Annotated in this window: 16 protein-coding genes; 11 read left to right on the top strand and 5 right to left on the bottom strand. The window is 64.0% G+C overall.

The annotated features are described in order from the left end of the window. Positions 1 to 5: 5 nt before the first annotated feature. The 3 genes from OMK73_RS13600 to OMK73_RS13590 all read left to right on the top strand — a co-directional run bounded on the left by OMK73_RS13600 (position 6) and on the right by OMK73_RS13590 (position 3,220). Positions 6 to 1,229, top strand: a complete 1,224-nt coding sequence (locus OMK73_RS13600) for an ABC transporter substrate-binding protein (RefSeq protein ID WP_267602524.1) — start codon at positions 6 to 8, stop codon at positions 1,227 to 1,229. A 61-nt stretch (positions 1,230 to 1,290) separates the two neighbouring features. Then, the gene (locus OMK73_RS13595) at positions 1,291 to 2,211 is read left to right on the top strand and encodes a branched-chain amino acid ABC transporter permease (protein ID WP_267602523.1); all 921 of its coding nucleotides are present in this window, start codon (positions 1,291 to 1,293) and stop codon (positions 2,209 to 2,211) included. 10 nt (positions 2,212 to 2,221) lie between these two features. Beyond that, on the top strand, positions 2,222 to 3,220 hold the full coding sequence (locus OMK73_RS13590) for a branched-chain amino acid ABC transporter permease (protein WP_267602522.1): 999 nt from the start codon (positions 2,222 to 2,224) through the stop codon (positions 3,218 to 3,220). 27 nt (positions 3,221 to 3,247) lie between these two features. Here OMK73_RS13590 and OMK73_RS13585 read toward each other — a convergent pair whose 3' ends face one another. Further along, positions 3,248 to 3,979, bottom strand: coding sequence for a TetR/AcrR family transcriptional regulator (locus tag OMK73_RS13585; RefSeq protein WP_267602521.1), 732 nt, complete (start codon positions 3,977 to 3,979; stop codon positions 3,248 to 3,250). Between the two features lie 149 nt (positions 3,980 to 4,128). Between OMK73_RS13585 and OMK73_RS13580 the strand changes: the two genes are divergently transcribed. From OMK73_RS13580 to OMK73_RS13550, 7 genes are all read left to right on the top strand, one after another. Continuing rightward, the gene (locus OMK73_RS13580) at positions 4,129 to 4,617 is read left to right on the top strand and encodes an AMP-binding protein (RefSeq protein ID WP_267602520.1); all 489 of its coding nucleotides are present in this window, start codon (positions 4,129 to 4,131) and stop codon (positions 4,615 to 4,617) included. Beyond that, positions 4,617 to 5,648: an AMP-binding protein gene (locus tag OMK73_RS13575; RefSeq protein ID WP_267602519.1), complete on the top strand. Its 1,032-nt coding sequence runs from the start codon at positions 4,617 to 4,619 to the stop codon at positions 5,646 to 5,648. The genes OMK73_RS13580 and OMK73_RS13575 overlap by 1 nt, the downstream gene beginning before the upstream one ends. 52 nt (positions 5,649 to 5,700) lie before the next feature. Further along, positions 5,701 to 6,498, top strand: coding sequence for an enoyl-CoA hydratase/isomerase family protein (locus OMK73_RS13570; RefSeq protein WP_267602518.1), 798 nt, complete (start codon positions 5,701 to 5,703; stop codon positions 6,496 to 6,498). Between the two features lie 3 nt (positions 6,499 to 6,501). After that, positions 6,502 to 7,671, top strand: coding sequence for an iron-containing alcohol dehydrogenase (locus OMK73_RS13565; RefSeq protein ID WP_267602517.1), 1,170 nt, complete (start codon positions 6,502 to 6,504; stop codon positions 7,669 to 7,671). A gap of 30 nt (positions 7,672 to 7,701) precedes the next feature. After that, entirely contained in the window at positions 7,702 to 8,490 is a 789-nt protein-coding gene (locus OMK73_RS13560; protein ID WP_267602516.1) for an SDR family NAD(P)-dependent oxidoreductase, read from the top strand. A gap of 92 nt (positions 8,491 to 8,582) precedes the next feature. Beyond that, complete coding sequence (locus tag OMK73_RS13555; RefSeq protein WP_267602515.1) at positions 8,583 to 9,023, top strand: MaoC family dehydratase N-terminal domain-containing protein; 441 nt, start codon at positions 8,583 to 8,585, stop codon at positions 9,021 to 9,023. Positions 9,024 to 9,037: 14 nt separating this feature from the next. Continuing rightward, on the top strand, positions 9,038 to 9,505 hold the full coding sequence (locus OMK73_RS13550; protein ID WP_267602514.1) for a MaoC family dehydratase: 468 nt from the start codon (positions 9,038 to 9,040) through the stop codon (positions 9,503 to 9,505). A 183-nt stretch (positions 9,506 to 9,688) separates the two neighbouring features. Here OMK73_RS13550 and OMK73_RS13545 read toward each other — a convergent pair whose 3' ends face one another. The 4 genes from OMK73_RS13545 to OMK73_RS13530 form a co-directional block, all read right to left on the bottom strand. Then, entirely contained in the window at positions 9,689 to 10,198 is a 510-nt protein-coding gene (locus tag OMK73_RS13545) for a SixA phosphatase family protein (RefSeq protein WP_267602513.1), read from the bottom strand. A gap of 204 nt (positions 10,199 to 10,402) precedes the next feature. Continuing rightward, complete coding sequence (locus OMK73_RS13540) at positions 10,403 to 10,816, bottom strand: hypothetical protein (protein WP_267602512.1); 414 nt, start codon at positions 10,814 to 10,816, stop codon at positions 10,403 to 10,405. A gap of 24 nt (positions 10,817 to 10,840) precedes the next feature. Then, the gene (locus OMK73_RS13535; RefSeq protein WP_267602511.1) at positions 10,841 to 11,827 is read right to left on the bottom strand and encodes a Bug family tripartite tricarboxylate transporter substrate binding protein; all 987 of its coding nucleotides are present in this window, start codon (positions 11,825 to 11,827) and stop codon (positions 10,841 to 10,843) included. 60 nt (positions 11,828 to 11,887) lie between these two features. Next, positions 11,888 to 12,913, bottom strand: a complete 1,026-nt coding sequence (locus tag OMK73_RS13530; protein WP_267602510.1) for an NAD(P)H-dependent flavin oxidoreductase — start codon at positions 12,911 to 12,913, stop codon at positions 11,888 to 11,890. 177 nt (positions 12,914 to 13,090) lie between these two features. Here OMK73_RS13530 and OMK73_RS13525 point away from each other — a divergent pair, with 177 nt between their 5' ends. Further along, entirely contained in the window at positions 13,091 to 13,894 is an 804-nt protein-coding gene (locus OMK73_RS13525; RefSeq protein ID WP_267602509.1) for an IclR family transcriptional regulator, read from the top strand. The last annotated feature ends 62 nt before the right edge of the window (positions 13,895 to 13,956 follow it).

Raw genomic sequence — 13,956 nt, 5'->3', positions numbered from 1 at the left:
ACATCATGACTACGAAGCGATACTTGCTAGCGAGCGCCGCCACCCTCGCCCTGAACCTGGGCACACAAGCCGCCTGGGCGCAGACGATTTCCGGTGAAAAGGTGAAGATCGGCGTGCTCACTGACCTCTCTGGCGTCTACTCCGACATCAGCGGCCCGGGCTCGGTGGCTGCCGCCCGGCAGGCGGTGCGGGACTTCGCTGCCGACGGCAAGGTGCTGGGGCGTCCGATCGAGATCGTGTCGGCCGACCATCAGAACAAGCCGGACATTGCATCCAACAAGGCGCGTGAGTGGTTCGACCGCGACAACGTCGATGCCATTGTCGATCTCGTCAATTCCACGGCGGCGCTCGCAGTGATGGGCGTGGCGGAACAGAAGAAGCGGATCACGCTCGTGTCGGGCGCATCCTCCATGCCCATCACAAACGAGCGCTGCAGCGCCTACAACGTGCACTGGGTGTACGACCTGTATCCACTAACCAACACGTTGCCGACGGAACTGGTCAAGCAGGGGAAGAAGCGCTGGTTCTTCATCACCACGGACTACGCTCCGGGGCACTACTCCGAGAAGCGCGCGGGCGAATCGGTTTCCGCCGCAGGAGGCGAGATCATTGGCTCGGTTCGCCACCCTCTCGGCGCGACCGACATGTCCTCGTTCCTGCTGCGCGCCCAGGCCTCCAAGGCTGACGTCATTGCGCTCGCCAGCACCGGACAGGACGCAGTCAATGCCATCAACCAGGCCGCCGAGTTCGGCGTCGGCGGCAAGCAGGTCATCGTGCCGTTGCTGCTCTTCATCAACGACGTCCACGCCTTGGGCCTGAAGAAGATGCAGGGGTCGCTCCTGGTGGAGGCCTTCTACTGGGACCGCGACGAACGCACGCGCAGCTTCGCACGCAAGTTCCACGAATCACAGAAACGTATGCCGAACATGATCCACGCGGGTGTCTATTCCTCGGTGCTGAACTACCTGCGTGCGGTGCAGGCCGCGGGCACCGATGACGCCGACGCCGTCATGAAGCAGCTGAAGTCGAAGGAGATCGACGATGGCCTGTTCAAGGGTCGCATCCGATCCGACGGACGCTTCGTGCACGACATGATGATGGTGGAGGTCAAGAAGCCGTCCGAGTCCACCGGCCCCTGGGATTACTACAAAGTGCGCCAGGTGATCCCGCCCGAGGCGACGGCACAACCGCTCACGCAGTCGCGCTGTCCGCTGGTCGCACCGCGCTGAAGTTGACGTACCCAATCCAGGCGTATGCGCCTGGGGTCGCCCTCTCCCCTTCCCTCACACCATGCTTGAACTCGTCGGAATCTCCCTGCAGGGACTCGCGGCCCAGTTGCTCATCGGCTTCATCAACGGGGCTTTCTACGCCGTGCTAAGTCTCGGACTGGCTATCATTTTCGGATTACTTCACATCGTCAACTTCTCCCATGGCGCGTTCTTCATGGTCGGAGCGTTCGCTGCATGGCTCGGGGCTCACGAAGTTGGCGCCTGGATCGGTCGACCCGACTTCCAGGTCGGGTACTTCTGGGCCCTTGCTCTCGTGCCGGCATTGGTCGGAACCGTCGGCATCGTGCTCGAGCGCACCATGCTGCGCCGTCTTTACTCGCTCGACCCGCTCTACGGCCTGCTGCTGACCTTCGGCCTGGCAATGGTCATCGAGGGACTGTTCCGCCACTGGTTCGGCATCACAAGCCGTCGCTACGAGCTGCCCGAGCTATTGAAGGGCGCCGTGCACATCGAATCTCTCGACCTGACATTGCCGATCTACCGCCTTTGGGCCCTGTCGGCAGCGCTTGGCGTCTCGCTGCTGGTCTGGCTGGTCGTCGAACGCAGCAAGCTGGGCGCGTTGTTGCGTGCCGGCACAAAGAGCCCGAAGCTGCTGCAGGCCTTCGGCGTGAATGTTCCACTGCTGATCACCGGGGCCTACGGCCTGGGGGTGGCCCTTGCCGCATTTGCCGGCGTTCTGGCGGCTCCGATCTATCAAGTCGCCCCCACGATGGGCGGCAATCTGATCACCGTTGTCTTTGCAGTCGTGGTCATCGGCGGCATCGGATCCATCGGCGGCGCCATCGTCACGGGCATCGGCCTGGGCCTGGTGGAAGGTCTTACGCGCGTGTTCTATGCGGAGGCTTCGTCAGTCGTCATCTTCGTCGTGATGGTCGTCGTACTGCTGATTCGGCCCGCCGGCTTGTTCGGCAAAGAACATTGAAGGACATGCAATGATGAAACTTGTCTCCCGGCCGTACCGACGGCTGCTCTGGATCGTGGGTATCGGCCTTGCCTGCCTGCTGCCCTTCCAGCCGTGGCTCTACCCGGTGTTCCTGATGGAGCTGATGTGCTTCGGTCTGTTCGCCGCCGCCTTCAACCTGCTCATCGGCTACACGGGTCTGCTGTCGTTCGGGCACGCCGCATTCTTCGGCGTCGCGGGGTACGTCACCGGCAAGGCCTGCAACAACTGGGCCTTGACGCCGGAACTGGGCATGCTGTGCGGTGTTCTGGCCTCGACCCTGCTGGGCTGGCTGTTCGGCGCGCTGGCCATCCGGCGTCAGGGTATCTACTTCGCCATGATCACGCTGGCGCTGGCGCAGATGGTCTATTTCGTCTGCGTCCAGCTACCGCAAACCGGCGGTGAAGAAGGGCTGATCGTGCCGCGCGGAAAGCTGTTCGGCTTAGTCGACCTGAGCTCGGACGTGGCGATGTTCTACTGCGTGCTGACCGTCTTCCTGGCCGGCATGCTGCTCGTCTGGCGCGTCGTCCATTCGCCCTTTGGCGAGATGATGAAGTCGGTTCGCGACAACGAGGCGCGGGCTGTGTCGCTGGGCGTCAACGCTGATCGCGTCAAGCTGCTGGCCTTCACGCTGTCGGCTGCGCTGACCGGACTGGCCGGCGCAACCAAGGCCATTGTCTTCCAGCTGGTCACCTGGACCGATGTGCATTGGCACACGTCGGGAGACGTGGTCGTGATGTCTCTGCTTGGCGGCATCGGAACCACGCTCGGCCCTTGGGTGGGCGCAGCCATGGTGATCGGATTGCAGCACTACCTGGCCGACATCGGCTCCTGGAGTCCAATCGTCATCGGACTGGTGTTCGTCGCGTGCGTGCTTTCCTTCAGGCGAGGCGTCGTCGGCGAATTCATCGCCGCGCTGCGTTGGCGCTCCGCGCCGGGAACCCAGCGGCCTGGCGATGACATCCAACACAGCCCGACCGAAGTGCGGTGACATCGCGATGAGCTTCTGTCACGCCATTCAATCCGCCCGGCAAGCAAACGGCCGGGACTCGTGCTGTGCACTAGGTCTTCCTGTTTGCCCGGGAGCGTGCAGGCCCGGGCGTTTCAATGGAATGCCCCCGGTAGCGCCGCTGCCCGTCGCGGTCGGCGGAATCAGGCCACTGAGAAGAAGGTCAGTGACCTTCTCTGCGACCTCCGCGCCGGTGAGACGACCGTCGGGGTTGAACCAGCGCGGCAGCCAGTTGATCGCCCCCATGAACGTGAACACCGCCAGCTTGGGATCGACTTCACGGATGGAGCCATCCTTGATGCCCTGCTTCAACATCTTGACGAACGCCCGCTCGAAGGCGTCGCGACGCGCAACGGCGGTCTCACGGTCTTCGGGGCGCATGGCGTCGACCTCCATCAGAACGGCACATGCGCCAAGCTCTTCGGTCAGGAGTTCGATGTAGCGAACCAGCGTGGCTCGGAGGATACCCGCGCCGTCATGGCCCACGGCCAGGCCATGGGCGAGGGACCGGTCTCCGATGTCCAGCGCCAGCGCATGGCATTCGTAGAGGATCTCCTGCTTGTCCTTCACGTAGTTGTACAGCGTTCCCTTGGACACCTGCAACGCCTTCGCCACATCGTCGAGCGAGGTGTTGTGGTAGCCGCGCTTTCCGAAAGCCCGGCCGGCTTCTTTCAGCACGGCCTCGCGCTTGAGCCTTTGGACTTCATCGCGGGTCTGCATGGAGTTGTTCCAGCGTGGCAAGGCAGGTCTCCGTCATTGAGTTTCGTGGATACGAGATGTTAATCAAATCAGTACTTCATAGTCGTATTATAGAACCGCAAAGTCAAAATGCCCTCACTTCTTCATCACCTTCACCCGGCCGCAGGATGCCCCAACCACGGAGCCAAGCAATGCAATTGATCGACTTCTTCCTCAAAGGCGTGGAGCGCTATCCAGACCGGGCCGTGGTCGTGGATGGCGATCGACGCTGGACCTACGCCGAAATGGCCAAGTTGGTGGACCAGGTCGCCTCGGCGCTGATCCATGCAGGCCTGAGGCCCGGTGCGAAAGTGGCCATTTATAGCCCCAACCATGCACTGGTGCTCGCGGCACAGTATGGTGCGCTGAGGGCGGGTTGCCTCTGGGTTCCAGTGAGCCACCGCAACAGTGCCAGTTCCACGCATGACGCGTTGGCGGCACTGGGTGTTGACTGGCTCTTCGTGCATAGCAGTCTGGCCGAGGCCGCAACCGCCGCGCGCGCGGCGGTACCGTCGCTGAAGGGCGTGATTGGCATCGACCGAGACATCGGCGCCCTGCCGGGCCTTATCGAGTGGTCGCAGCGCACGCCCTTTGCGGACAACTTCCCCTGCTCGGATCGAACTCGCCCGCGGCGATCCTGATGAGCAGCGGCACCACAGGAAAGCCCAAGGGCATCGTGCTTTCGCAACTGGCATTCACCTCCATGATCGCCAGCTTCGATGCCCTGCTACCGGTCGGTGAAGCGCCGATCCACCTTGTGGTGGCGCCGTTGACGCACGCTGCCGGCATCTACGCCATGGCACTGCTCGCTCACGGCGGCACAAACTGGCTGCAGCACGCCGCCGAGCCAGGGGCGATTCTCAAAGCCCTGGCGGACTCGCGGGCCACCACCGTCTTCCTCCCGCCCACCATCATCTACATGATGCTGGCACATCCCGATGTGCGCAAGCACGACTACTCATCCCTGCGTTCGTTGCTCTATGGCGCAGCGCCCATGTCCGTTCAGAAGCTGCGCGAGGCCATGGCGCTGTTCGGCCCGGTACTCGCCCAGGGCTATGGCCAGAGCGAGGCGCTGATGTGTTGCACCTTCCTTTCGGCGCAGGACCATGCCGAGGCTCTGGCCAATCCCCAGCTCGAACGCCGGCTGCGCAGTGCCGGACGCGAGGGCCCGATGGTGCGCGTGGCCATCATGGACGAGGCCGGCAAGCTGCTGGGCGCAGGGGAGCAAGGCGAGATCGTCGTGCGCGGTGACATCGTCATGGATCACTACCACGACAACCCCGAGGCGACCGCCGAAGCCCAGTTGTTCGGCTGGCATCACACCGGAGACATCGGTTTCAAGGACGCCGACGGCTTTATCTACATCGTCGACCGCAAGAAGGACATGATCATCAGCGGAGGCTTCAACGTCTTTCCAGCCGAGGTCGAGCAGGTCCTGATGGCGCACCAGACTGTCAAGGACTGCGCGGTTGTCGGCGTGCCCGACGACAAGTGGGGCGAAGCCGTGCTGGCGGTGGTCGAGTTGCTGCCTGGCGCGGAGTTCGACGAAGCCGCCCTCATCGCCTACACCAAGCAGCACCTCGGCAGCGTCAAGGCGCCCAAGAAAATCCAGGTGATGGAGGCGCTTCCGCGCAGCGCGGTCGGCAAGGTCAGTGCGACGCGAGATTCGTGATCCGTTCTGGCGCGGACGCGACCGGAAAGTTTGAAGAACCATGGAGAAATCAATGACCCCAGACAACCCTTCCCTCGTGGTCGAACAGCGGGATTCCATCCTGTGGGTACGACTCAATCGACCGCAGGCCTTCAACGCCCTGACGCCTGACATGGTGGAACAAATGGACGCCGCGCTCTCGGCGGCCGAGGCCCCATCTGTGCGCGCACTGGTAATCACCGGCGACGGCCCAGCCTTTTGCGCAGGCGCCGACCTGAAGGCCGTGTTGGAGGCGGATCAGGGCCGGGACGCCGGCGCCGCCCTGAAGCTGTTCCTCGAGCGTGCCGGCGCCGTATTCTCGCGCCTGGAGCAATTTCCCAAGCCCACCATTGCCGCATTGAATGGCGTGACGATGGCCGGCGGACTGGAAGTCGCGCTGTGCTGCGATTTCATCGTGGCCGATCCACGAGCCAGGCTCGGCGAGGGCCACGCGAAATACGCGCAGTTGCCTGGCGGCGGCGGTTCGGTGCGGCTGCCCCGCCGCATCGGCGTGGCACGCGCCAAGTACCTGATGTTCACAGGTGAGTTGCTCAGCGCGGCCACGGCCTGGCAATGGCAGCTGGTCGATCTTCTGAGCGAGCCTGAGAACCTTCGTGGGTGCGTCGAAGAGTTGGTAGCACGCTGCAACGACAAGAGCGCGCTCGGCCTGGGACGCATGAAACGCCTGCTGCAACAGGGCCTGGCACAGCCGCTGGAGGTCGCGCTGCGCGCGGAGATCGACATGTGTGAACTGCATGCGCACTCTCACGATCGCAACGAAGGCCTCGCGGCCTTCGCGCAGAAGCGGCAGCCGCGCTACCTGGGAGCCTGAAAGATGCATCCGACCCAGGGCCAACATCATTTTTCCCGTCAGGACGCGTTGATATGGGGGCGTCCCGCCGCCGAGGTGGTGGCGCTGCACATGCAGACCAAGGGCTTGCGCCGCGCCTTGATCGTCACCAACCGTTCGCTGACCGATTCGCAACTACTGTCCGGCGTGAAGGAGGCATTGGGTGCCGCCTGCGCAGGCGTTTTTTCAGAATGCACGGCACACTCACCGCGCGCCGACGTTCTGGCGGGCGCGTCGCAGGCACGCCAGGCTGGTGCGGATGTGATCGTCGCTGTGGGAGGCGGTTCGGTCATCGACAGTGCCAAGCTCATGCTGGCCTGTCTGTGGCTCAACCTACACGACGACGAGGGCATCGACCGGCTGCAGGCCGGCGACTTCGCCGACACGCTGCGTGGTGAGCATGCGGTGCGCATGATCGCGGTGCCGACCACTCTGTCCGCCGCCGAGTTCACCCATCTGGCCGGCGTCACCGACACGCGAACCGGCAGCAAGCAACTGTTCGAGCATCCGCTCTATGTGCCATCGCTCGTGGTACTTGATCCGGGCGCGACCCGCGACACACCCGACTGGCTGCTTGCGTCGACAGGAATTCGCTCGATCGACCATTGTGTCGAGACCCTATGTTCGTCCCGCCCGTCGCCGTATGCCGATGCAATGGCCCTGCACGGACTGAAGCTGCTGTCACAGGGCCTGCGCTCATTCATCGCCGAGCCGGACAAGCCCGCCCACCGCCTCGACTGCCAGCTCGGCACTTGGCTGGCGGTCTCCGGCCCCGTGGCCGGCGTCCCCATTGGGGCCAGTCACGTGATCGGACGCGTGCTCGGGGGCGCGTTCGGCGTGCCGCACGGTCATACCTCCTGCGTGCTGCTGCCCGGAGTGCTCGCCTGGAATGCGTCAGCGGACAACGGGCGTCAGGCGCAGATTGCACATGCCATGGGCGCCGAGACCAACGAGTCCGCCGCAGCCGCGGTGGCGACGCTGGTGCGCCATCTCGGGCAGCCCGGCAGCTTGAGAGATCTGGGAATCCAGCGTGAGCACTTCAGCCTGATCGCAGAAAAGTCGCTCACCATGCTTGCCCATCCTGGGTGCGACGGCAACCCAAGGCCCATCCACAGCGCGTCACAGATCTTCGAAATCCTCGATCTCGTGTACTGATCAATGCCTCCTCACACTCAGGACCACTCCATGCAGAACCTGCTCCAACTCGATCAGCGCGTCGCACTCATCACAGGCGCCGGACAAGGCGTCGGCCGCCAGACGGCACTCCACTTTGCCAACCACGGCTGCAAGACGGTGATCATCAATGACTTCGTCGCCGAGAAGGCCGAGGCCGTGGCCGCCGAAGTCGAGGCGTTGGGCGCACGCGCCATTGTCCTGGCCGGCGATGTGTGTGACTACGATGCAATGACCGCCGCCGTGGATCGCGCCCGGCAAGCGGCCGGCGGGTTGCACATCCTGGTCAACAACGCCGGCAATGCAGGCCCCGGGGGCACGCCGGAGAGCTTTCCACCGTTCTGGGAGACCGGCCCGGACGACTGGAATCGATGGCTGGGAACCAACCTTCAAGGCGTCCTGGTGATGTGCCGCGCAGCCCTGCCGCACATCATCAGCGGCGGTGGTGGAGGCAGCATCATCAACATCATTTCCGATGCCGGCCGCGTCGGAGAGCCGCACCTGGCGGTCTACTCGGCGGCCAAAGCAGGCGCCGCGGGTTTCTCCCGCGCACTCGCCAAGGCAGTAGGTGGACACAACATCCGCGTCAACTCGGTGGCGCTTGCCAGCATCAACACCCCGGGCGTTCAGTCGATGCTGGCCGACACGGCCGCGGTGCAGCGGATGTTGCGTCAGTATATCGTCCGGCGCCTCGGCGAACCGGAAGATGCAGCCAACATGATCCTGTTCCTGGCCTCCGCGGCATCCAGCTGGATATCCGGCCAGACCTACGCCGTCAACGGCGGCTACAGCGTGAGCTGAACCTCGATCACGATCCCCCTCATCCACCTTCACGCACCAAAGGACGCTGCAATGTTGATCGCGCTGAACACTGACCAGACGGAGTCTTTCCCATGATCGACAAGAAATTCATCGGCAAGGTGATTGCGGATTTCCGCACCACCGCCGCCGCCAGTCAACTGCGCTTCTTCGCCAAGGCCACCGGCGAGACGAGGCCGATCTATCTCGACGAAGCTGCCGCGCGCGACGCCGGCCACCCGGGCCTGCCGCTGCCGCCCACCTTCCTGTTCTCGCTAGAACTGGTGCAGCCGCCGAACGCCTGGCTTGACGAACTCGGCCTCGAGGTCGAGCGCATCCTGCACGGCGAGCAGTCCTTTACCTACCACCGCATGGCGTATGCCGGCGACACGCTGCACTTGCAAGCGCGTATCACCGACATCTACGAGAAGAAAGGCGGCGCGCTGGACTTCGTGGTGCGCGAGACGCGCGTGACCAACCAGGACGGCGAACTCGTAGCCGACCTACGCAGCGTGCTCGTGCAACGCAACAGCTGAACCGGAGAACCCGAATGCGCAATCCGAGCAATCTGAGCTTCGACCAGGTCCAGGTTGGCGACACTCTGCCCCCGCTGACGCTGGAGCCGATCAACCGCACTACGCTGGCGCTGTTTGCCGGCGCCTCGAACGATCACAACGCGATCCATATCGATATCGACTTTGCGCGCCGCGCCGGCATGCCCGACGTGTTCGCGCACGGCATGCTGTCGATGGCCTATCTGGGCCGCCTGCTAACGCTGTGGGTGGATCAGCGCCAGCTGCGCCAGTTTGGCGTGCGCTTTGTCGGCATCACGCACCTCGGCCACCGCATCACCTGCAGCGGGCGCGTGACGGAGAAGTTCGAAGTCGACAGCGAGCGCCGTATCAAAGTGGAAATCCTGACCGCCAACCAGTATGGCGAAACCAAGATTCTGGGCGACGCAGTCGTCGCCATTTGTAAGCCCAAGCAAATTCAGGAGAAGAAACACGGGAACACTTGACGGCAAGGCGGCACTAGTCACCAGTTCCGGCCGTGATATCGGCCAGGCCATCTTTGCTGCGAAAGCGGCCGGGCGCATCATGGCCGCTTACAAGGTCAGCCGAGCGATCCGGCCGGCGAGGCGATTCTTGGCAGTGCTTGCGTGGGGACAATGGGACTGGCAGCCGAAGCGACGAAGTCTGAACTAATTCTTCGGCGCGTCCATCCTCACCTTCGCCGGGCCGATCTCCGCGACATCCACCCACGCTTTTGCGTCGAAGCGGAACTCGGCGACGGCGCATGTGGGCATGTGGGCATGTGGGCATGTGGGCATCTCTATGATCGTGCTCGATAGCCGGTGCGCGAGGTCGGTGAACTCTGGATTGTGGCCGAAGAGCATCACGCGGTCTAGCCTGTCGTCGAGTGCGCAGATTACGGCGAGCAAGTTGTCCGGGCTGCTGGCGTAGAGGCGTTCATCGACGACGATGTCCTTGCGCTTGTAGCCAAGCTCGTCGGCGATGAGCTGTGCCGTGGTCAGCGCACGCAACGCCGGGCTCGACACGAGCAGATCGGGCTGCACCCCGCGATCAGTCAGGCGCTTGCCCATCTTGGACGCGTCATGGCGGCCGCGATCGTCCAACGGACGCTGCCGATCGGGCAAAGACGGGTCGTCAAGACTCGATCTGGCATGCCGCACACGAAGCAGAGTTTTCATGACAGATCACGACGCCGTTCGCGCCCTCCAATATTTGGATGGCCAGGCGTGCGTTGAGAGCGACCGCGGGTCTTAAGGGTCTTAAGGGGTCAGACGCGCGATCGTCCGGGCAAGTTTTGCCCGGACACCGCGCCCAGTCATGGCGTCCCGACGCGACTGCTACCTCAGGATGTGCAACCCGCTTCGTGGAGATTCAAAGGTCGCTCAGGGCCCGAAGCTGGAGCGCGCCTGAATGCCCCAGCCGCTGTCCTCCAGGGTCATGACGTACATCGAGTCATAGACGCCAATCACGCTGTGGTCCTTGCGCAAGCGCGTGTAGCTCAGCAGGACGTGTGCCTTGCGCGGGTTGAACTGCACGACCTCGCGCGATTCCCAGCGGCTGTATGACCAGCCGTCCGCCTGCTCGAGCCGCTGGAACAGGTCCATCGGGTTGTTGCCGGGCGCCTCGTAGACGACGGTGCCGCCGTTGGCCAGCCGGGTGTGGGGAAAGTGCATGCAATGGTCCATGGCCGCCGCATCGTGGTCGTTCAGCGCCTGCATGAAGGCATCGAGGACGGCATTGCAGGCGCGCTGGATTTCTTCGCGCGTGGACGTATTTCCGGTGAGTTGGTTGGGCATGGCCTGGGTATCCCGGTTGAGGTGTTAGTCCGCAGTGATGTTGGCCTGCTTGATGACGGCGCTCCATTTCCTGTCTTCCGCCGCCAGGAAGCTCGCATAGTCCGCAGGCGAGCTGGATACCAGTTCCAGACCCTGGTCGGCGAACTGCTTGCGGATGGCCGGCGTCCTGGCAAAGTCAGCGATCTCCATGTTCAGCCGGGCAACGACATCCGTGGGGGTCTTGCCGGGCACGAAGATGCCGTACCACGAGACCATGCTGAAATTGGCCACGCCGGCCTCGGCAAAGGTCGGCACATCGGGAATCAGCGGGTTGCGCGCGGTGGAGGTGATGGCCAGCGCGCGCAGCTTGCCGGCCTTGAGATAAGACAGGGAGGTGATCAGGCTGTCGAACATGAAGGCGGTCTGCCCGCCCAGCAGGTCGTTCATCGCCGGCGACGAACCCTTGTAGGGAATGTGCGTGAACTGGGCGCCGGTGCGCTCACTGAGCATGGCCCCGGCGAGGTGCGGCGAGGATCCATTGCCGTACGAACCGAAGGTGATGGTCTGCGGCGCCTTCTTTGCAGCGTTGAGCAGGTCGGCGAGCGTCTTGTAGGGGCTCGATGCGTTCACCACGAGCACATTGGGGCCTTGCGCGATGAGCGAGACCGGCTTGATGTCGGCGGCATTGTAGGGCAGTTTCTTGAGAAGGTGAGGATTCACCACGGCCTGGCCGATCGCCGCCAGCAGCACCGTGTAGCCATCGGGCACCGACTTCGCCACCGCGTCCGTGCCGATCACGCCGCTGCCGCCGGCGCGGTTGTCCACGATCATGGTCTGACCCATGGCCTGCTGCGCGTGATGGGCCAGGTTCCGGGCCAGCACGTCGGTGATGCCGCCGGGCGGGAACGGCACAACCAGCCTGATCGGCTTTTCCGGGTAGGCCGCCCCTGCCGGCGCGGGGCCGAGCGCCAGGCTGGCGCCGGCCAGCGCGGCGGCGATGCAAAGGATCCTCCTTGCGATCGGAACGTTCATGGCTTTTGTCTCCTTGCCTCTTGGGCGTTATGGAATGGGTAGTCAGGTGGCAGCGCCATCTCAGCCGACGGGCACGGCGCCCGCCGTGGCACGCATGGCGGGCGTCCGGAGCCGGCCGAGCCCGTCCAGTGCCGCGCACATCTCGGACTCCATGCGGGCAATGATGTCGTGGAGGGGTTCGATGCGATCCGCGAACGTCACGGCTTGCCCCAGGGAGAGTGCACCCACGCTCGCGTCCCCGGTCTCGTAGGCCTTGCGGCCGAGCAGTCCCGCCACATGGGGGCGCAGCATCTCGAAATCCCCGGCGTGGGTGCGTTCGAGCTCCAGCACCTTGTCAGTCGAGGTGTTGTGCAATGCGCGCACGGTGTTGCGCACGCTTTGCATGATGAGCGCGGTATCCGTCTCGCGCAGGCGCAGCAGCGTTTCCTTGTAGTCGCGGTGGGCCCAGATCTCCTCGGCGACCAGGAAGCGGGTGCCGATGACCACGCCGCCAACGCCGAGCGCCAGCGCCGCGATGACTTGCGCGCCCAGTCCGATGCCGCCACCCAACAAGACCGGAATGCGGAGCTGGCGGCCGGCGAGCGCGCCCTGGACCATGCTTCCGATCAGGTCGACCCCGGGGTGCCCGCCGCATTCCGCCCCCACGACCGACACCGCATCGACGCCGACCGCCTGGGCCTTGAGCGCGTGGCGCAGCGACGGCGCCTTGTGCAATACCTTGATGCCCGCCGCGTGGAGCATCGGCAGATAGGGCTCGGGGTTGCGCCCAGAGGTTTCCACGAAGCGCACGCCCGAGCGCGCCACCTCGTCGAAGGTTTCCTCGACACGCTCGCCCGGCGCCGGCGCCGGCAGCATCGACACATTGACGCCGAAAGGGAGTCCGCCAGCCAGGTCCTGGCAGCGCGCGATCTCGTCGCGCAGCGCGGCAGTGTCGGGGAGGCTGGCGGCCGTGATGAACCCCATGACCCCGGCACGGGCGGCTGCGGCGACGTAATTGGCATCCGCCAGCCATTGCAGGCCGCCGGCAACAATGGGAAGGCGGATACCGAACATTTCGGTGATCGGGGTGGAGAACGGCTGGGACATCGTGGACCTCTCGCGGCTACGTATTGTAATGGAACACTAGTTTCACTTTATTTTTGTCAATCCGCTGCCGCAAAGGCAATCCTTTTCTTTAAAGTTATTTTGTGCTTTATTAGCACCTTGCAAAAGGGTCTCGCCTAACTATAATGGCACACATGTTCCATTTACAAGACCGAGAACGTGAGCACAAAGACCGCAACAACAACCCCAGACACCGAAGAGACCGACAAGGAGCAGGTATCGGCGCTCGCGCGCGGATTGATGCTGCTGGACTGCTTTCCCTCCAATGAACGCTTCCTCGGCATCCAGGACCTGGTGGAGCGCACGGGATTGCCGAAGGCGACGGTTTCCCGGCTTGCCCACACGCTGCTGGCCAATGGCTATCTCGAGTACGCGCAGGCGCAGGCCAAGTTCTACCTGGGTGCGCGGGTGGTGTCGCTGGGCTTTTCGGCGCTGGGCGCCATGCGGGTCCGCCAGCTGGCGCGACCGCTGATGCGGGAGCTGGCCGACAGCTGCTCCGCTTCGGTCGGCATCGGCATGCGCGATCGCCACACCATGCTCTATGTCGAGAACGCAGCGAGCGCGGCCAACCAGAACTTCCGCCTCAATATCGGTTCGCGCGTCCCGCTGGCGACCTCGGCAATGGGCCGGGCCTATTACTGCGGGCTGTCCGAGAGCGAGCGGGAGGGGCTTTTGTCCGAGTTGTCGCAGCGCGCGCCGTCCGAGTTCGGCCAGATCCGGGACTCGCTCGAGGCCGGCCTGGAATCATTCCGGAAACTGGGCTTTTGCCTGTCCGTCGGCGAATGGCAAACGGACGTGAACGCCGTGGGCGTGCCATACCGTTCGGCCGACGGCACGGCGGTGCTGGGTTTCAATTGCTGCGGGCCTTCCTACCAGTTGCCGCCGGGCGATCTCATCGATAAGTGGGGCCCGCGCCTGCTCAATGTAGTTCGCAATGTCGAGGCGGCGGTCCTGGCGGCGTAGCCCGGCACGCTTCCCTTCGCATCTCCTTTGTAAATCCGCGGCAAGGCGATAGCGCCTCGCCG

The sequence above is a fragment of the Cupriavidus sp. D39 genome (assembly GCF_026627925.1).
Lineage (GTDB): Bacteria > Pseudomonadota > Gammaproteobacteria > Burkholderiales > Burkholderiaceae > Cupriavidus > Cupriavidus ulmosensis.
The sequence above is the reverse complement of the archived record's forward strand: the minus strand, read 5'-3'. Positions and strand labels throughout refer to the sequence as shown.